An 18045-nucleotide genomic window follows, 5' to 3' on the forward strand; every position below is an offset into this window, starting at 1 on the left:
AAAGAAACATACATACGTATTTGGTATGTCCCCCATGATGCTATTCACACGTATGAAAGTAACGGTCTTGAAAATATGTGGGGAGACGCACAAACAATTGCAATGAAAATTAAAGATGACATGAAAAGATAATTTGGTTTGCCATGAACTGTTGGAATTGAACCGAATACGCTGCTGGCAAAACTTTGTCTTGACACGAGTTTTTGGGCATGCCGAGATGTGAAAACAAAGAAATTTCAGTTTCTCTTTCCAATATTCGGGAGACAATTTAATCTAGCTCAATCTATTTCGCCCTGATCAAGAAAAAAGCGAATACTTGGGTACGTTATGGACGGTTTCAGAGAACGGTACGGCTCGTCAGCACTTCTACACGAAGTTTCTTATACAAACGCCGGAACCGCACGATTGAGATTAAAGCTAGAAAGGAAAATTGTGTATGCTGCGGGACAGAGGAAGTATCAAATGGGTGTCAATGATGTTACCGGAACACGTTGAATTGCTCAAAGAATATCATGAAAGTCTTGATAAAGTGAAAAAGCCGGTTGGTTGTCATATCATTTTTAATGACCTTTCTAAAATGGAGTCGTGTAGTTTATACGGTCACTGATACTCCTTCGTCTATATCCACTTACATTCTTCTGCTGAATGATAATGTCCATTACTCTATCTAAATTGCTCCCAGCTCTTTTGATGTTGTAGATGATGCACCAAAGAGCTTTTTCTACACACCTGCAGCCTTTCCTTGTGCAAGAGGGGAAGTGTCTACACCTAGCCCCACATGCACTACTTACCCCATTTTCTTCTCCCTACTGAAAAATTCTGATCTCTCCTTCTCTAAAAATTTAAATAGACACAGTATTTTTTACTGTGCCTATCCTAACTTTTCCCTTGATATCTCATCTAGGTTAGAAAAAAGAATGTCACACCCTAAGAATAGAAATGTAATAAAAAAGGATAAAAGTAACTCTCCACCTTGAAATATGGATACATTACTTAGATGGCTATTTGTAACATACTCTATGGAGAAATAAACGGCTATCCACGCAACAGCAAATTCAAATATATAAGTTATCCACTTAGGAATTCTGAGAAATATTGAGAGTCCTTTTATAACTGCCATAAGTATAAGCATGTAAACAAGTGCTAATGCGCTTACTGATAAAGAAAATATGTATAAATCAGATCTAGAGCTATAATTTACATAGTCGCCTAAGAAATGATTAACACCTAAAGAAACAAAATAAATAATTAGGCTAGGAACAGCCATGGCAAAGAATAAACAAAAGCCTATGAGGAGGATAAAAGATATGAACGCCAAGGTGTTTGGGGGATTATCTATAACCCCCTTTTTAATCAAAAGTAAAAACAAAACACAGGAAATAACCAAACATGAAAGTATAGCTAGAGTTATTGCTGTAAAGATTGTCATCTTTGACCTCCATTAGAAAAGTGCCATTAGTGGGGAACTAACAGCACTTTCTTAAATTTTTTATTCGTTAAATCAGCGTAATAATGAATTTTGCCAATGCTCTTGCCACATCAGGCGGACAGCCAATACCTCTCAGTCCATTATAAAACTGATTCTCTGTCCATTTTTCGCCTTTATCCATCAACTTAGCTACTTTAGCAGAGTTTTTTCTAACCCATGCGGCGGTCTTTGGAGACAAAGGTCTAAGCATTTGCGATAAAACCCAACCTCCTGAGCGGAGAGCTAATTTAAAGGCTTTATAAGTCCATGACACTGCGCCTTGAGTTTGAAAATTCCCATTAGCAGTAGCTACTGTTTTAACAGGTACATTCTGTGACTTGATAGCGTTTTGTACCCCTTTATGAACAGTCACTTTCATAGCAACAGGAGTAGATGACGCTGTTTTTTCAGATGCTAATGCACCTGATGTGCCTAAGAAAGATGTAAGAAGCGTGGCGCTTAGAACCACTGAAGCTATTCTCTTTTTATTTTTCATATATATTTATCTCCTATTATATTATGAATAATTTTAAAACGATTTAATTGCAATGGTTGTCCAATATGCTAAAACTTTGGCATTTATGTTAGAAAGTCCTGATTTTTTAAGCGAATTATATAGCTTATTAATGAGAAATGGATTCTTTCTGGTGCAGTAAATATGAACAATCAAAAACATTTTTAGAGTGGGCTTCTTTATATGATAATGCTGGAATGGAAATTAGAAGTAAAGCTTTACACGAACATTGGATGGCAGATTTATCATGTCCAGTGTTAATAATTGAAGGCGATCACTCAGTCAATGAAAGAGTTGACCGTGTCTTGGATTATATGAATTCTAATTAAACTAACGGATAACGACAGCTGCATAAGGAAATTAAAAACTCGAAGACAGTTCCAGTAAACAGGCAATGGACATTTAAAATCAATAGATCTTTATAAGTAACAATTAGATCGGCAATGATAGGCTACTTAGCTCGGCTTACTACAATCTCGGAAAGAATTACGCACATTTAGGAATAAATGATAAAGTAGATTATTTCTTAAATGAGGCTGCCAGGGTATCAGAAAGTGCTAAGTTGAGCAATTTACCACATTCTCTGTCTACATACGCTAAATTTCTTTTTAAGCAGGGGAAAACAAGTGAAGAAATAAAAATGAGTAAAAAAGGTTTATCCGCTGCGATATCCCAAGGTGATATACTTTTTGTGTCACTGCAAAAGTACTTGGAAGCACTTTATATTAATGCAGTAGAACAAGCGGGAATCAAAAAAACGATTGATTACTTAGAAAGAAATAAGAATTATGCGTATGTGGAGAATATCACAATTGATATGGCTGAAGTTTTTGCAAAATCAAAGGAATATGAAATATCTTATGTTTACCATCAAAAAATGCTTGAAACGCAAAAACAAATTCAGAGGCGAGAATGCCTGTATGGATTTTAAAAAAGGCGTAATCATTATACTTAGTGCAGTTATTTTAGGTCTCGGTATTACTTTTACTGTAGAGCAAAGTGAAGCATATCATCAACTTTCTGACCGAAATCAAACATGAAAACTGATTAAACCCTCTTAATAGAGGTTTTTTATTTATGTATTGGATTAGTTTAAAATTGACAATTGAGTTAAAAGGAGAAAAAGCTCTATCCTATTTCTAGGATAAAGCTTTTTTTATTGTTAGACAGCATTAATACATTTCTCTAAAAAAGTTACCAGCAACTCTCTGCGGCATCTCGCCGTGTTCAATTGTTTAGTCTTTTTTTCATAATCTTTACAAATCTGAAAAAGTCATCATCATCCGGCAGGGGCTTGTCATCTTCGCGTCCATTGCGATGCATATGCGGATCAGAGTGATGTTCATTGTAAAACTCTACGATATGGAATCCACACTTATTCACATAGAAGTTGATATTTCGCTTTTCGAAATAAGGTGTCACGGTTTCCCAAAGCACAGTATCCGGATACTGTGCTTCAATGGCTTTCCAAGCAGAAAGACCAATCCCTTGGCTGTGATATTCTGGAGATACATAGAATAAATCTAGCGAATTATGATGTGTTTGGCTGTTGATACGTACTACTGCACCACCGACCTTCTTACCATCCTGAAGAATATGATATACCACTGCTCCGGGAGCATTGAAAGACTCCTGAACATCATTGTCCGATGGAATCGGTCCATCTTCGCAATCACCGAATGTTTCAATCACGGCGATCGCAAATGCTTCTTGTAATTTTTTTTGGAATTCTGGCAGATCAGACTCCTTTGCTAGTTCCAGAATAACTTTTGGTTCCTTTTTTGTTTTCATGATTGCTCACTCCTTCATTTGCTGAAATATCGAGTCCAGTCGTTCAGTAGAAACATTCCAGCTGTTCTACGAGCCCTTTTCACAAAAAGTGATCCCGTCGCTTTTTCTTCCGCAGTAAATTTGGCGTTAAAATACTTGCTGCAAAAGCTTGTTCCTGTCTTTTTGTACTATTTTTTTCTTTGTTTCCTTGGAAAACAAGCTGCAAGTAACCCTTATTTACTATCGTTCACTAGCGTATTAAGTGTCTTACGCGGGATTAGTCATTATTTTCAAATTTTTCCAATCGCAAATCACATAAAATAGTCGAATGTATTGCCCTTGACTATAGGCATGCGCAAAAGATTCATTTTAGATTCGATCACGAGCTATGCACATTGAGTAAACTCTGGCGAATTTTCTGTCTGGGTTAGCCCAAAGAAGCACTAAATGATATAAAAATAACCAATCCATACTAATCAAATCTGTCCGTTTAATACCCACTTCCGTCAACAACTAATTTGAAGTCCGTGCAATCTGGGAAAAGGGGTTATTTCTGAATTGATTTTGCCGCATGTGGAGTTGCATTGGAGCGCTCGTTTAATTTGCCATACGTCAGCTTGCGCCATATCAATTCCATCGGACCGTACTTAAACCGTCTCAACCACAATGTACTAAAGATCATAAGCACGAAATAGACGGCCAGGCTGAACATGAACGTGCCGGCAGATTGAATATGATCCGCAAGCCCGAATCCGTACCTGAGGAACAGAACTGTTCCAATGATAGAGTGAAGCAGATAACAGGTCAATGACATCCGTCCGACTTTGGTGAATATCATCATAGGGCCTCGCAGCTGAGGAACGTACAGAAACAGCATTGCAAAAGTGCTCATATAAAACATACTTCCGGTTAAGCCGCCATTTTGACCCAAGACAGAGGAAATGTCCGAAAAATTAAACATGTCTAGCAATATACTGCTTTGTGTTATTAGAAAAGCGATTGTGCTAATGATCCAGATACGCTTCCATATAGGCTTTTTCGCTTCCATGTCTTTGAAAAATTCCATCTTAACAAAGTACACGCCCAGCAGAAACATGAGAAACATGGAATAGATCATAGAGAAAGAGCTAGCAGCCATCGTGACCATATCTGTCCACCGAGTGCTGATGGATTCCATGTAGGTAAGGCTGCTGTGGCTAAACAAAGTAAACTCTGAAAAATTCGGGTTTTTTGACCCTGCAGTATTGATGACATTGTACAACATTGTGAAAACAGGAGTCAGGAATTGAAACACGATAAGTGCGATAATCCATCTAAGCACCGTTTTGGCTGTGCGTTTATAGAAGGCGAGTAACAGGAAGCCGCTTACGGCATAAAAGGTCAATATGTCACCGACCCAAACAAATGTGATGTGCAAAATGCCAAATCCCAACAGGATAGATAACCTACGGGCAAACAGCTTATTGGGACTATCTACCTTCTGCGCGGCTCGATCCATAAAGATCATAAACCCAACCCCGAACAGGAAGGAGAATAGCGTAACGAATTTCCCTTCGGCAAACCAGGAAACCAGATTGTGCAGTACGTCATCGTAGGTCATTTCGAATCCCTTTACTGAATCTACGATCAGAAAATAATTGACAATAATAATGCCCAGTAAGGCAAATCCGCGTACGATGTCCAGAAAATGAACCCGTTCCCGCAGACTCACCGGTTGCCCGTGTCCTTCTTTTTGTACAGTCATATCAATGCTCCTTTTCCATTTATCATCGCAATGTGTGGCTCGGATCTGAAAAACCTGAGCCTTACAATGGATAAATATAAAGACCGAATCTTAACAATTTATGAAGAGTCATCATTTTTTTAGAAAATGTGACAAATTTGTGGCGGGCATCAGCTTTCATAAATTGTTAAGATTTACGTAGTATCTTATAACGTACTTAACTATGAACTATAGTAAGGACACACGAGAAATAACATCAAGAATCATGAGGTGAGAGAGACATGACCCATCGAATATTAGTCGTAGAGGATGATCAGGATATTGGTGATCTTTTGGAGGAATCCCTTACGCGTGCAGGCTACGAGGTGCTAAGAGCCAAGGATGGAAAGCGAGCATTGCAACTTGTGAATGACTCGCTTGATTTGGTTATTTTGGATATTATGATGCCAGGCATTTCGGGAATTGAAACATGTCAGCACATCAGGAAATCCTCTAACGTCCCGATTCTGTTTCTGACGGCCAGATCGAGTACATTCGATAAAACTGAGGGATTACTCGCCGGCGGCGATGATTATATGACTAAACCATTCTCGGAAGAGGAACTTTATGCTAGAGTGATTGCTCAATTACGCAGATATACTATCTATCAGGAAAAGAAGGAACAGGAAGAAACATTTCTTATCGGGGGCAAACTAAGAGTGAGCGAAGAATTTAATGAGGTCTGGAAAGAGGAGCAGCAAATCAAGTTGTCAGATCTGGAATATCGTATCCTGAAACTTCTGATGAGCAAACGCAACAAAATATTTTCTGCCCAAAATATATATGAGAGTGTGTGGGGACAGCCTTACTTTTACTGTTCCAACAATACGGTGATGGTGCATATTCGGAAGCTGCGCTCTAAAATTGAGGATGATCCGGCACGTCCGGTTTATATAAGAACTGAATGGGGAAGAGGATATCGTTTTGGCGCATCGTAAATTTACGCTAACCAAAAAACTGGCTTTGCTGATCATGGTTGCTGCGATTGTGAGTGGTGTGATCTTTCTAACGTTGCAAAAGATCACAGATGATCTGATCGAGGGATATCTGAGTTCGGATGAGTATTATCACGAGGAGTCAGCAAGATACATTCAAAAATTCAGCAAGTACGTTTCAGAAAATGAGTTGTCTACATCAGATAGAAAAGCGTTTGGTGAGTGGGTCAAAAAAGAAAATTACATTAACCTCACCATATTCAAGGATCAGGAGCTGCAATATGATTCCATTTATTCCGAATCGGATTATGGAAAGGAAAAGCTGACTCAGTACGCTCAAAATCATTCACATCCTGTCAAGTTTAGCGATGGTGAAGGACGAGTTATTATCGACGGTTTCTACTCTTCCCGATATTATAGCCTGGCCTTTACATTGGATTTGCTCGGGGCAACCCTCGTCTTTTTAATCATTGTTCTCTTCGGCATTCGCCAAAGTCTTCGCTACCTTAAAACGATTCACCAAGAGATTCATATTCTTGAAGGGGGCGAACTGGACTACGAGATGACGATAAAAGGGCATGATGAATTAGCGATGATTGCAAAGAGCCTTGAGGATCTGCGGAAAGCTTTCCTGGACAAACTTAAAGCTATCGAGGAATTGCAAGCTGAGAGCCGCAGCCTGGTTACCGAAATGTCGCACGATATGCGCACACCGCTGACGTCGCTGATCATGAATCTGGAGTTTGCCAAAAAAGCGGGAGGCGAAGCGGGTACCAGCAAAGATCGGTATGTAGCCAATGCTTATGGTAAAGCACTGCAATTAAAAAGCTTGTCTGACAATCTGTTTGCGTATTTCCTGCTGGACAAGGAATATGAGGCCGATCTGGAGACCGTTGCAGTGAAAGAAGTGATCTACGATCTAATATCAGATCAGGTTGCTATCCTTCATCAGAAGCATTTTCAGGTCCGTATTTCAGGCGAGCTGCCGGAAACCTATATTAACGTGAATTTGGAGGATCTTGGTCGTGTATTTGATAATGTGATGTCAAACTTATTTAAATACGCAGATCCGGAAGAAGAAATCAGCATCACGTTTGTATCGGATCAAGAGATATTTGAGATCCATGTTAGCAATACGATTAAACTTGCGGATATAACACCGGAAAGCAATGGACTCGGTGAAAGGAGCATTGCGCGAATGATGTCCCGCATGCAGGGACAGTTTCACAGTATACAAAAGAATTCTAAGTACTACATTGTGCTACGATTTTGGAACACCAAGATGTAGGCTGAGAATAAAAACCACGAATATATTGAAATAGGAGACAACATGATGAGATTTTCCAACAAATTCCAAAAGGTACCTTACCTGTTACAAGCGCTTCTCAATATCTGTTTGTTCTTCCTGGCGATAGCCTTAAGCGCACTTCTGATCAGCGAGACATGGTACATTGTGCAATTCGTATACAAGTCACTGTTCAACAAAGTGGACAGCTATTATGGGATGCTTGGAGAACTGCTTATATTCTTCATGTACTTTGAGTTCATTGCTTTGATTATCAAATACTTCAAATCAGACTTTCATTTCCCGCTTCGCTACTTCATTTATATTGGCATCACAGCTGTCATTCGTTTGATTATCATCGATCATGATCAGGCGATCTCAACGTTCTGGTGGGCGATGGCCATTCTTGCAATGATTTGTGGATTCTTTATTGCCAATAGACGAAATTCTGTTGTTGAACATTAATAAATTAGTTCACTTTATGCCGATACGCCGCCGAAATGTCCTAATTGTGAATGGGAACTGGAACAGAATAAAAAAAATTGATAATCGGTATTTATAAGTCTAGCTGTTTAATGTCAGTTCAGAAATCTATAGTGGATCAAAGTGGATTGTGGTTGTAAGTGGATATCTGAATGTACTTTTTGGCTACTTTAACAGACATATCCCGATGACATAGCATTAACTGTCTGGAAATGAAAATCGCTTCTTTATTTTAAAAATGAGATAGATTTACTATATTGAGGGCCTAGTAATATAGAATACAGATCGATGGTTCAAGCCATCGGTTTTTTATTTGTTTTTCATACTGAAAATGACCTTATTAGGACAAACAGTTATTACATAGCATTACCCAAGGTGTGATGCATTTATGAAGGTGATGCTCATCGAGGGATCGCAAGCTGACAAATGCATGAACGATTCCTCTCATTTTTAATAAAACTTGATAGGAAGTAGATCCAGAGTGATGGCAATGTATATAAGGGTATGGATCGAGCAACCACACCCAGATCGAGGCCTGTATAAAGAAAGCAGGGACGATGCGATTAAAGAACTCATAATCAAGTTATCTGCTATGATCCAGATTGTCTTTCTCATAGAGCTTAAATGTCCGATCCGGCCTTTGCTAAATTATTTCCCCTTCGCCTTCTTCCGCTTCTCCTTCTCAGCCCGGTAAAACTCATGAAACATCTTCATCAGCGTCCGCTTCTCAAATCCGGGACACATAACTCCGCGAAATCCCAAGCTCCTTCGCGATCTCGCGCTGCGTTTTCTCTTTCTTCAAATCAAGGCCAAACCTGCCGACGATGACTTCTTTTTCTCTGCCGTCAAGGATATCGATGTATTTTTTGACTTTTTCAAGCTCCATGTTGAGCTGGATGGTGTCGATGACGTCTTCGTTTTCTGATTTTAAGACATCGATGAGCGAAATTTCATTGACTCCCAGAGGTTATCCGTTTTTTTGTGTTAAAGCGATAAAGGATTAACTGGTTTGGAGCTTACTGTTACCGGTTAGGTTTATTAGTTAATATGTTTTTACTTGATGGGAAACTCAACTAATTAAAAAAATCGGACTTTTTAAGAAGCAACTCGTGAAGGTTTTCCAGGGAAGAAGGAGAGGCGACGAAGCATCAAGTTATGGACAGCAATACCTAAGGAAACAACGGATTGGCGCTCAGATTCCGAAGCACTGTCGTGTAAGGAAATGATAAGACATGTATTAAAGGAGAATTTCATTATCATCAAATTTTAATAAAACATATGAATGAGCCTTCAGAGGAATCTCGTAACCCTTATGAATCAAAAACTTTTACCACAGTAACCGAAGAATTAGAATTTGCAAAACCATTTCGAGCAAAGTTCTTGGAATCCATAAAATCTTTAAACGAAACTGATTTAACAAATATAAAGATAGACAGGGCTGAGGTTGGATATGTTCGCGAACTAGGGGACATGTTATTAAGAATCGCTTATCATGAGTCAGTACATACTGGTCAACTTATAGACTATTTTAGAAATGCTGGAGTTGATAGGCCTTTAATTTGGGACTAGTCAAAATCGGGATAAAGAAGGGACTTACTCCCTTCTTTAAACTTTAATAACTCTAGATTGGGGATTCTAACAAATGGTACCAGTTGCAAGTGATAGTTTTATGTTCACGATTTATTTCCAATACTCGTTCCTTATGAAATCTTCCTTTTTACTTTGTTAAACTTTATTGATGTTCCAATAAATGTATTAGGGTGGGTTTTATGGTCAAAATGCTGGTGGCACTCGTCTTCACCACTAGTCGAATCCTAAAGTCGAGACTGAAAAAAAGCTGTCAGTTCTCCAGCTATCACTTCTGGTTGCTCTTCAGGGAGGAAGTGTCCACAGAAGCTTATACTGCCACCCTGTACATCTTGCACAAAGGCTTTGAGAGGAGTGACCATATCTGTGATGGAACCTTGATCAGCGCCCAGAGCAAGAACGGGTGTCCTAAGTTTCCCCTTGGTGATTAATTTGCGGTTTTGTTGAGCGGACAAGGATGCCTCACGGTAATAGGCGAGACCAGCACGCAACCCACCGGCTTTTTTGAAAACCCGCAGGTATTCCTCGATGTCTACCTCTGAAAACACTTCCGGATTTGCAGCTTTTCGGCGCAGGAACCATTCCAGATATTCACGTTCTCGTCCGGCGATCAGTATTTCCGGCAGGTCCGAGACTGTGTGAAATGCGAAATGCCAGGTACGCCATGCTTGCTCGGGAGCGGTTGGCAGTGCGTCCGGCAATGTGATGCCTGGTATTCCTGCGTCCATAAGAACTAAACGCTGAACCTCGTGGCTGAACAATGCTGTATAGGGAAAGGCGACCCACGCACCAACATCGTGAGCAGCGAGATAATATCGTTTTATGCCGAGCTGTTCAAGGAATTTGTGCACAGTGATTGCTAGGGTCTTCGTGTCATATCCGACCGCTGGCCGATCGGAATCCCCCTGTCCAGGCAGATCCAGTGCAATGAGTTTGTAGGTTGGAGCGAGAAGCGGCATCACCTTACGCCATGCGTACCAACTCTCCGGAAATCCAGCGAGGAGAACAATTATTTCACCGTCCTCCTTCCCCCCGACTACGTAATGAAGTCTTACGCCGTCTACAGTCTGAAATTGGTGACTAAATCCAATCAATGCAGGATCGAGTCGAAGTGTTGGAGAGGCGTCAATCGTCCTATTCCCAGCCTCAGTTTTAGCAGGCTCATACTCTGCAATTTGCTTATTCTCATTTTTTTGATTTTCAATTGAACTCATCGTTAGCCCTCCTGTTTTTATCTAGTAAGCCATTATTGTTAGAACGAACGTACCGATAATTTTTAATAACGTTTATCATGTCATATAGTTATATTTTTGTCGTTCTGCACCTTGGATACTATATCCATTTACGATTATAATTTAGCAATAGATTGGACAAAGCATTAACATCTTTGTGCAGTCAAATTTTCCGTCTTGTCCTTATGCATTTCCACTTTTGTGGTCATTTAATATTGGACTGTTCAGTTCAAAAATAGTAAAAAAATAAACGTGAAACCCTTTAGTTTATTGAGCTGTCTTATAAAGTACGTTTGGCAATATTTTTGGACTTATCAGTCCGGAAATATTGCAAGGAACCACCTGTTAAGTTAATAGGTGGGGTATGCTCTCTGAAATATCCTTCATGATGCAAGAATTTCCTTTGACGCGCGAGAGCACGTTCATGCCATGATTCATTGCTAACAGTAGACGGGCCGTTTTCCTACTATTCACTGTAGATGCAAGTTCACCGTTTTCCTTTCCTTTCTCGAGGAGGTTGTAAAAGGCCTCTTCCAGCGTCTCAATTCTTTCCTCTATAAGTGTCTTGGTCTCATCACCCAAGTAATCATAGAAGATGGATAAATTTGTAATCAAACAGCCGCCTGGGCCGTTTTCCGCCAAACCTGCTTCCATGTGATAACGGAAATAGTCAGTTAATCCCTGCTTAGCGGATTTAGCGTTCGCCAAAATGCCCCGTTTTTTCTCACCAATTAATTCAGAATAGTATTTTACGGCTTCATTCAGCAATGATTGTTTATCTCCAAAGGTCTCATAGAGGCTCGACCGGCTAATACACATGCTGTGCATCAAATCGGGAATACTGGTACCATCATACCCTTTACTCCAAAAGGTCCTCATCGCAGATCTGAGCGCTTCTTCGCGAACGAACTCCTTTCTACGTCCCAATGCAATCCCTCCTTTTTATAAAATGAGAATAACATTTTCGGACCGACAAGTCCAAAATTTTTTGATATATTAGTAACGATCGAGTAACCCTTATTGTACTAGTGCTGTTCAATAGACCTTATTTTGTATTTTATTTTGAATGCATCTTCTAATATTTTTAGTTATATTAAGGTCTAATAAACATGCCACCATCTAGATGTAAGAAATCAGGTGATTTGAAATTTATAAATATTAAAAATAAAGAATTGATGAGGTAATTATATCTTTATGCGAATAGCCGGTATGATCTTAAATTTGTATACCATAATTTAGGGAAACGTCTTCATAAAATAATAAACACAAGAATCTTAAAATGGTTTTACATAAGGGTATAACGTTATATCATGGTTGAAAAGAGGTTATGAAAATGAAAAAGTAGTAATTTTGAGGAAAGTAAAAAACAAAGTTTTATGGGCAGCCAAGTGAACGTGGCAAATGAAAAGAAGCCGGAATTTTAGACCGGCTTCTAATGACTTACTTCCCCTTCGCCTTCTTCCGCTTCTCCTTCTCAGCCCGGTAAAACTCATGAAACATCTTCATCAGCGCCCGCTTCTCAATCCGGGACACATAACTCCGCGAAATCCCGAGTTCTTTCGCAATCTCGCGCTGCGTTTTCTCTTTCTTCAAATCAAGGCCAAACCTGCCGACGATGACTTCTTTTTCTCTGCCGTCAAGGATATCGATGTATTTTTTGACTTTTTCAAGCTCCATGTTGAGCTGGATGGTGTCGATGACGTCTTCGTTTTCCGATTTGAGGACATCGATGAGCGAAATTTCAATGCCACTCACAGGTTATCCGTTTTTTACTGAGCCTTCTTTCATTAATAAAAGTAATTATTGTTCGTTTTTGTTATAATTTTGGAATATGAGACTGTGTTAGTTAAAGGTTTGATATAGGATAGATAGGAGGAAGGTTATGTTTCCTACTTTAGAAACAGAAAGGCTAATTTTAAGAGAAATAACTTATGATGATGCAGAGGAGATTTTTGCTTGTTTTTCGAATCATAATGTCACACGTTTTTATGGCCAAGACTCGTTGGGAACTATTGATCAAGCAAGAGGTTTTGTGGATTTTTTCGCTAAAAACTTTGAAGAGAAAAAAGGAATTCGTTGGGGAATTGAAAGAAAAGGCGAAAGAGGGTTGATTGGGACAATTGGATTAAACGCGTGGTCTCCAAAACACAAACGTGCTGAAATAGGTTATGAAATTCACCCGAATTACTGGAGAAAGGGATATATGTCTGAGGCATTATCCAAAATCCTTTCACATGCCTCTGAAACTTTAGGTTTAACAAGAATAGGTGCGGTTGTGTTTACTGAAAATACAGCTTCAAACAAGTTATTGACAAAGATGGGATTTCAAAAAGAGGGTATTTTAAAAAGATATATGTATCAAAACGGAAAGGTATATGATACATATGTTTATTCTTTTCTTCCACAAAAGTAATTAACATAGTTAAATAAAATAGTTTTTTTGTATTAGTAATCGGATTTATTCAATCCATAAAAAGAGGCCGGATTTTATTCTCCGGCCTTTTCTTCGGCATCACTTCCCCTTCCCCTTCGCCTTCTTCCGCTTCTCCTTCTCCGCCCGATAAAACTCATGAAACATCTTCATCAGCGCGCGCTTCTCAATCCGCGACACATAGCTCCGCGAAATCCCAAGCTCCTTCGCAATCTCCCGCTGCGTCTTTTCTTTCTTCAAATCAAGGCCGAAGCGGCCGACGATGACTTCTTTTTCTCTGCCGTCCAGGATGTCGATGTATTTTTTCACTTTTTCAAGCTCCATGTTGAGCTGGATGGTGTCGATGACGTCTTCGTTTTCCGATTTGAGGACATCAATCAAACTGATTTCAATGCCACTCGTAGGTTATCTATTTTTGTTGCATTAAAGTGTTAAAGAATCGACTGTTTTTGCTAAGGTTAATCATCAGCAGACAATAAATCAAGTAGACGTGTTCCTTTTTATGTTTTATCATTATCCATTCTATCCTCCAAATAACGATATAAAGTTGTTTTGCTGATTCCTGTCTCTGCAGTAATTTGGGCAATGCTGTATTTTTTGCTTTGATACATGTCCAAGGCACGTCTGACATTATGATCCGGTTTTCTCGGCCGGCCCCCGGTCTTTCCCTTCAGTTTTGCTTCGGAGATCCCTGTTTTGGTACTTTCACTTAGTACATCATGCTGAAAATCCCCAACCCTCTCCATCAGTTTAAAAAATATTTTTCCTTTGTCTGTTGAAGTATCTACCTGGTCAATAATTGAGATAAAATCAACATTTTTTCGCTTCATCAAATGAACCAAGTCAATTAAATGCCGAGTTGAGTCAGCTATGCTATACAGCTTGTAAACGATCACTTGATCACCACTATTAAGGGTATTAAGCATGCGTTCTAGTTCCGGTCGATTTTTTGCGGAACTTGTCTGTTCTTTATAGATTTTGACACAGCCATGTTTTTCAATGGCGTTGATCTGTAGCTTAAGATCCGTGTCTTGACTAAATGGACGTACATAACCAAATATCACTTTATCATCTCCAAGAAGTGTCCTTTAGGCCATTATACCAAAATATCGTTAGAGCCTTTGTCATACCTAATGCCTGTTCCAAAAAAGATCGTTTTTGGAACAAAAAATCGTAGACATTTGATTGATGGTCTGTTAAATTTAAATATGTTGCAAACGGCCCTGACTTCTATGAGAGTTAGAAGTCACTCAAATAAATATAGAGAGGTGTTTTTGGTTTGATATTAACAAAACTAAATAATGAATGGTTTTCGAATGTGAAAGGGGACATTTTAGCCGGAATAGTCGTTGCCCTCGCCCTCATCCCAGAGGCCATTGCTTTCTCGGTGATAGCGGGTGTCGATCCGATGGTCGGTCTATATGCTTCATTTTGTATTGCAGTCGTCATTTCGTTTATAGGAGGCCGTCCCGCGATGATATCTGCCGCGACCGGAGCGATGGCTCTTTTAATGGTTACTTTGGTGAAGGATCACGGTATCCAGTATTTATTTGCGGCGACGATTTTAACTGGGATTCTCCAATTCATATTTGGGGTACTGAAAATAGCGCGATTTATGAAATTTATTCCGCGGTCGGTTATGGTAGGTTTCGTAAATGCGCTGGCCATTTTAATCTTTATGGCTCAGGTTCCTCATTTTGTTGGAATTTCCAATATGACGTATGTTGTGGTCGGTATTACTTTGTTGATTATTTATATCCTTCCTCGTTTTATTAAGGCTGTTCCCGCTCCACTTATCGCAATTGTGTCGATGACCGTTCTGGCAATATTCGGCCATCTTGATCTTCGCACTGTTGGAGATTTGGGCCAAATTACAAGTTCTTTGCCTGCATTTATGGTGCCAGATATTCCTTTTAATTTTGAAACCTTGTCGATTATTTTTCCGACAGCATTGGCTCTGTCTATTGTCGGGCTATTAGAATCTTTGTTAACGGCTTCTATCGTAGACGATATGACAGATACGGAAAGTGATAAAAACAAGGAAAGTCGCGGACAGGGAATCGCCAACATCGTTGCCGGATTTTTCGGTGGTATGGCGGGATGTGCAATGATCGGCCAGTCTGTGATCAATGTGAAATCTGGAGGAAGAGGCCGATTATCAACTCTTGTCGCTGGCGTTTTCCTGATGTTTTTGATCATGGTGCTGGGCGACTGGGTCGTGCAGATTCCGATGGCAGCCTTAGTCGGCGTCATGATTATGGTGTCGATCGGAACATTTGACTGGTCTTCGCTTCGAACGCTCACAAAAGTGCCGCTGTCAGATTCGATCGTTATGATTGTAACAGTTGTGACGGTGGTGGCAACTCACGATTTATCAAAAGGTGTGTTCGCTGGAATTATTTTGAGCGCTATTTTCTTTGTCGCGAAGATATCAAAAGTAAGGGTAGAGGCTTCAGAGGCCGCTTCGGAAAGGGAAACCGTTTATGATATAAAAGGACAAATTTTCTTTGCTTCAGTGCAAGAATTTGTTCAATCATTTTCTTTCCACGAGGCAAAAGAAAAAGTGGTATTGAATTTTGCAGACGCACATATTTGGGATGATTCAGCCGTGGCTGCTATCGACAAAGTGGTGTTAAAATTCAAAGAAAAAAATGCAGATGTCAAGCTGGCTGGTTTAAATGAGTCAAGCCGCCGGCTGATTCAAAGGCTGGCTACTTACGATCAGTCGAATGCAAAAGTACCAGAACACTAAAATTGGAGGGGAGAATGATGTACAAGAAAATCCTGCTCGCTGTTGACGGATCAGCTCACTCGGAAAGATCAGCTGATCATGCCATTAATATGGCTAAACTTGTGCCGGAAGCCGAAGTGGAGCTCATTTATGTGTTGGACTATTCCAAATCAAAAAGCGAAGTTTTGCATAGTGCGAGTTTAGAAGAATTAGAAAACGTCCGACGGAATAAACTTAAAAATATAGAAGAAAAATTTAAAACTGCGGGCGTATCTTATCAGGTTTCAATGAAACATGGTGAACCGGGGCCAACCATCGTTTCCTATGCCAATGACCACGGCTTTGACATGGTAATTGTAGGGAGCAGAGGATTGAATTCTTTGCAGGAAATGGTGCTGGGAAGCGTCAGCCACAAAGTAGCCAAACGTGTGAACTGCCCGGTTATGATTATCAAGTAGAGCCTATAGCCAGAGCCGATTTTCCTCCAAAAGTGAGGAAATCGGTTTTTTATATTAATAAACGCGGAGGAATCTGACATGAAAGAGAAAATCCAGCGATTGCCGTTTTATTACGGGTGGACGATTGTGTTGATTTCAGCCTTGGCTGTTTTTTTCTCAGGCCCCGGTCAAACCTATTCTAACTCTATTTTCATTGACGAATATATTCAACATTTTGGATGGTCGCGGTCTGAAGTATCCGGTATATATTCTGCTGCCACTTTATGTGCGGGGATCTTGATGATGTTTGTCGGCAGGTTTGTAGATAAACTGGGTCAGCGGAAAATGATGGTGGTTGTCGGTTTAGTGCTGGGGGCGGCTTGTTTTTTTAACAGCTTTGCGGTGAATATTTGGATGGTTGCCGCAGGGTTCTTTCTGATCCGCTTATTCGGGCAGGGGAGTATGACACTTCTTCCCAATACACTAGTTCCGCAATGGTTTATTAAAAAAAGAGGCAGAGCAATGAGCTTTATGGCTGTCGGCAGTTTTGCGAGTGCAGCCTTATTCCCTGTGTTGAATGCCTGGATGATTGAAAAATGGAATTGGCAATTTACATGGCAGGTGTGGGGGTGGCTGTTAGTGTTTTTCTTCGTCCCTCTAGCATTTTTCTGTGTCAGAAACCGACCAGAGGATATCGGGCTGCTGCCTGATGGTGAAAAGGGTGATGGAGAGGCAAATCAAAATATTTCAATACGTCCAAGTCAGCCCATTTCTGAAGTGGATTGGACATTAAAAGAAGCAACAAAAACGGCTTCCTTCTGGTATGTTCTGATATGTGTGGGCATTCCTGCGTTAGTCAATACAGGCATCACCTTTCACCTCCTATCTATTTTAGGAGAAAACAATCTGTCTTCTCAAGTTGCAGCCACCGTCCTAAGCTTGATGGCCATAATCGGATTTCCGATTACCATGGTTTCTGGATTTATATTAGAAAAAATAAAAACAAACTTGTTGCTTGCATTTATTTTTATGATGGAAATGATTTTACTGTTGCTTCTTTTGGTGACAAAAAGCATAGAGACCGCCATTCTGTTCGGCGTTGTATGGGGAATGGCAAGCGGCTTGGAACGGATTACACTGAATATTATTTGGCCAAACTACTTTGGCCGCCGTCATATCGGCAGTATAAACGGGGTGGCAATGGCTGTTATGGTTGCGGGCTCCGCATTTGGCCCGCTGCCGCTTGGTATGGGATACGACATGTTCCACAGCTACACACAAGTTTTGCTACTAATGCTGATATTGCCTGGTGCAGGTTTTATTTGTGCCCTGCTTGCAAAAAAACCTGTAAAACAAAAAAGCTTGTCAACAAAGTCATAAAATACGTCTTAATCGATAAGCTTTACTGTT

Annotated in this window: 15 protein-coding genes and 7 pseudogenes; 12 read left to right on the plus strand and 10 right to left on the minus strand. The window is 40.0% G+C overall.

Annotated elements, in window-relative coordinates:
• Positions 1-318: 318 nt before the first annotated feature.
• Together QMZ64_RS23265 and QMZ64_RS04275 are read left to right on the plus strand one after the other, a co-directional pair.
• Positions 319-495, plus strand: a pseudogene (locus QMZ64_RS23265) (hypothetical protein); the annotation flags it as partial.
• A pseudogene (locus QMZ64_RS04275) lies at positions 473-544 on the plus strand (YolD-like family protein); the annotation flags it as partial. The pseudogenes QMZ64_RS23265 and QMZ64_RS04275, both read left to right, overlap by 23 nt.
• Positions 545-871: 327 nt before the next feature.
• On the opposite strand, the gene QMZ64_RS04280 reads toward QMZ64_RS04275, so the two are convergent.
• Both QMZ64_RS04280 and QMZ64_RS04285 read right to left on the minus strand, forming a co-directional pair.
• Positions 872-1429 carry a hypothetical protein gene (locus QMZ64_RS04280; RefSeq protein ID WP_265626211.1) on the minus strand — a complete coding sequence of 186 codons (558 nt, stop codon included), beginning with the start codon at positions 1427-1429 and terminating at the stop codon, positions 872-874.
• Positions 1430-1496: 67 nt separating this feature from the next.
• Positions 1497-1964 carry a hypothetical protein gene (locus QMZ64_RS04285; RefSeq protein WP_265626213.1) on the minus strand — a complete coding sequence of 156 codons (468 nt, stop codon included), beginning with the start codon at positions 1962-1964 and terminating at the stop codon, positions 1497-1499.
• A 155-nt stretch (positions 1965-2119) separates the two neighbouring features.
• Here QMZ64_RS04285 and QMZ64_RS04290 point away from each other — a divergent pair.
• Both QMZ64_RS04290 and QMZ64_RS04295 read left to right on the plus strand, forming a co-directional pair.
• A pseudogene (locus tag QMZ64_RS04290) lies at positions 2120-2311 on the plus strand (hypothetical protein); the annotation flags it as partial.
• A gap of 233 nt (positions 2312-2544) precedes the next feature.
• The gene (locus QMZ64_RS04295; RefSeq protein ID WP_265626214.1) at positions 2545-2913 is read left to right on the plus strand and encodes a hypothetical protein; all 369 of its coding nucleotides are present in this window, start codon (positions 2545-2547) and stop codon (positions 2911-2913) included.
• A gap of 296 nt (positions 2914-3209) precedes the next feature.
• Here the strand turns inward: QMZ64_RS04295 and QMZ64_RS04300 are convergent, their stop codons facing one another.
• Positions 3210-3773 (minus strand): GNAT family N-acetyltransferase, encoded by a 564-nt coding sequence (locus tag QMZ64_RS04300; RefSeq protein WP_265626216.1) that lies wholly within the window; start codon positions 3771-3773, stop codon positions 3210-3212.
• 526 nt (positions 3774-4299) lie between these two features.
• The gene (locus QMZ64_RS04305) at positions 4300-5496 is read right to left on the minus strand and encodes a DUF418 domain-containing protein (RefSeq protein ID WP_265626218.1); all 1197 of its coding nucleotides are present in this window, start codon (positions 5494-5496) and stop codon (positions 4300-4302) included.
• A gap of 260 nt (positions 5497-5756) precedes the next feature.
• Between QMZ64_RS04305 and yrkP the strand changes: the two genes are divergently transcribed.
• The 3 genes from yrkP to psiE are packed head-to-tail and all read left to right on the plus strand — an operon-like array spanning position 5757 to position 8199.
• Positions 5757-6452, plus strand: a complete 696-nt coding sequence (gene yrkP / locus QMZ64_RS04310; RefSeq protein ID WP_265626219.1) for a two-component response regulator YrkP — start codon at positions 5757-5759, stop codon at positions 6450-6452.
• Positions 6439-7737, plus strand: coding sequence for a two-component system sensor histidine kinase YrkQ (gene yrkQ / locus QMZ64_RS04315; RefSeq protein WP_265626220.1), 1299 nt, complete (start codon positions 6439-6441; stop codon positions 7735-7737). The genes yrkP and yrkQ overlap by 14 nt, the downstream gene beginning before the upstream one ends.
• A 45-nt stretch (positions 7738-7782) precedes the next feature.
• On the plus strand, positions 7783-8199 hold the full coding sequence (psiE, locus tag QMZ64_RS04320; protein WP_265626221.1) for a phosphate-starvation-inducible protein PsiE: 417 nt from the start codon (positions 7783-7785) through the stop codon (positions 8197-8199).
• A gap of 666 nt (positions 8200-8865) precedes the next feature.
• Here psiE and QMZ64_RS04325 read toward each other — a convergent pair.
• Positions 8866-9172, minus strand: a pseudogene (locus QMZ64_RS04325) (sigma-70 family RNA polymerase sigma factor); the annotation flags it as partial.
• A 192-nt stretch (positions 9173-9364) separates the two neighbouring features.
• Here QMZ64_RS04325 and QMZ64_RS04330 point away from each other — a divergent pair.
• A pseudogene (locus QMZ64_RS04330) lies at positions 9365-9786 on the plus strand (DinB family protein).
• Between the two features lie 245 nt (positions 9787-10031).
• Here QMZ64_RS04330 and QMZ64_RS04335 read toward each other — a convergent pair.
• The 3 genes and pseudogenes from QMZ64_RS04335 to QMZ64_RS04345 all read right to left on the minus strand — a co-directional run.
• Positions 10032-11018: an alpha/beta fold hydrolase gene (locus tag QMZ64_RS04335; RefSeq protein ID WP_214485439.1), complete on the minus strand. Its 987-nt coding sequence runs from the start codon at positions 11016-11018 to the stop codon at positions 10032-10034.
• Between the two features lie 363 nt (positions 11019-11381).
• On the minus strand, positions 11382-11963 hold the full coding sequence (locus QMZ64_RS04340) for a TetR/AcrR family transcriptional regulator (RefSeq protein WP_214485438.1): 582 nt from the start codon (positions 11961-11963) through the stop codon (positions 11382-11384).
• 513 nt (positions 11964-12476) lie between these two features.
• Positions 12477-12785, minus strand: a pseudogene (locus QMZ64_RS04345) (sigma-70 family RNA polymerase sigma factor); the annotation flags it as partial.
• A gap of 133 nt (positions 12786-12918) precedes the next feature.
• Here QMZ64_RS04345 and QMZ64_RS04350 point away from each other — a divergent pair.
• Entirely contained in the window at positions 12919-13449 is a 531-nt protein-coding gene (locus tag QMZ64_RS04350) for a GNAT family N-acetyltransferase (protein WP_044822298.1), read from the plus strand.
• A 99-nt stretch (positions 13450-13548) separates the two neighbouring features.
• Here the strand turns inward: QMZ64_RS04350 and QMZ64_RS04355 are convergent.
• Both QMZ64_RS04355 and QMZ64_RS04360 read right to left on the minus strand, forming a co-directional pair.
• Positions 13549-13863 (minus strand): annotated as a pseudogene (locus tag QMZ64_RS04355) (sigma-70 family RNA polymerase sigma factor); the annotation flags it as partial.
• Positions 13864-13967: 104 nt separating this feature from the next.
• Positions 13968-14531 (minus strand): recombinase family protein, encoded by a 564-nt coding sequence (locus QMZ64_RS04360; RefSeq protein ID WP_044822606.1) that lies wholly within the window; start codon positions 14529-14531, stop codon positions 13968-13970.
• A 218-nt stretch (positions 14532-14749) separates the two neighbouring features.
• Here QMZ64_RS04360 and QMZ64_RS04365 point away from each other — a divergent pair, with 218 nt between their 5' ends.
• From QMZ64_RS04365 to QMZ64_RS04375, 3 genes are all read left to right on the plus strand, one after another.
• The gene (locus tag QMZ64_RS04365) at positions 14750-16219 is read left to right on the plus strand and encodes a SulP family inorganic anion transporter (RefSeq protein WP_301441153.1); all 1470 of its coding nucleotides are present in this window, start codon (positions 14750-14752) and stop codon (positions 16217-16219) included.
• Between the two features lie 17 nt (positions 16220-16236).
• Positions 16237-16656: a universal stress protein gene (locus tag QMZ64_RS04370; RefSeq protein WP_044822608.1), complete on the plus strand. Its 420-nt coding sequence runs from the start codon at positions 16237-16239 to the stop codon at positions 16654-16656.
• 78 nt (positions 16657-16734) lie between these two features.
• Positions 16735-18015, plus strand: coding sequence for an MFS transporter (locus QMZ64_RS04375; RefSeq protein ID WP_044822609.1), 1281 nt, complete (start codon positions 16735-16737; stop codon positions 18013-18015).
• The last annotated feature ends 30 nt before the right edge of the window (positions 18016-18045 follow it).

The sequence above is a fragment of the Bacillus sp. LB7 genome (genome assembly GCF_030449715.1).
GTDB classification, from domain to species: Bacteria; Bacillota; Bacilli; order Bacillales; family Bacillaceae; genus Bacillus; species Bacillus paralicheniformis.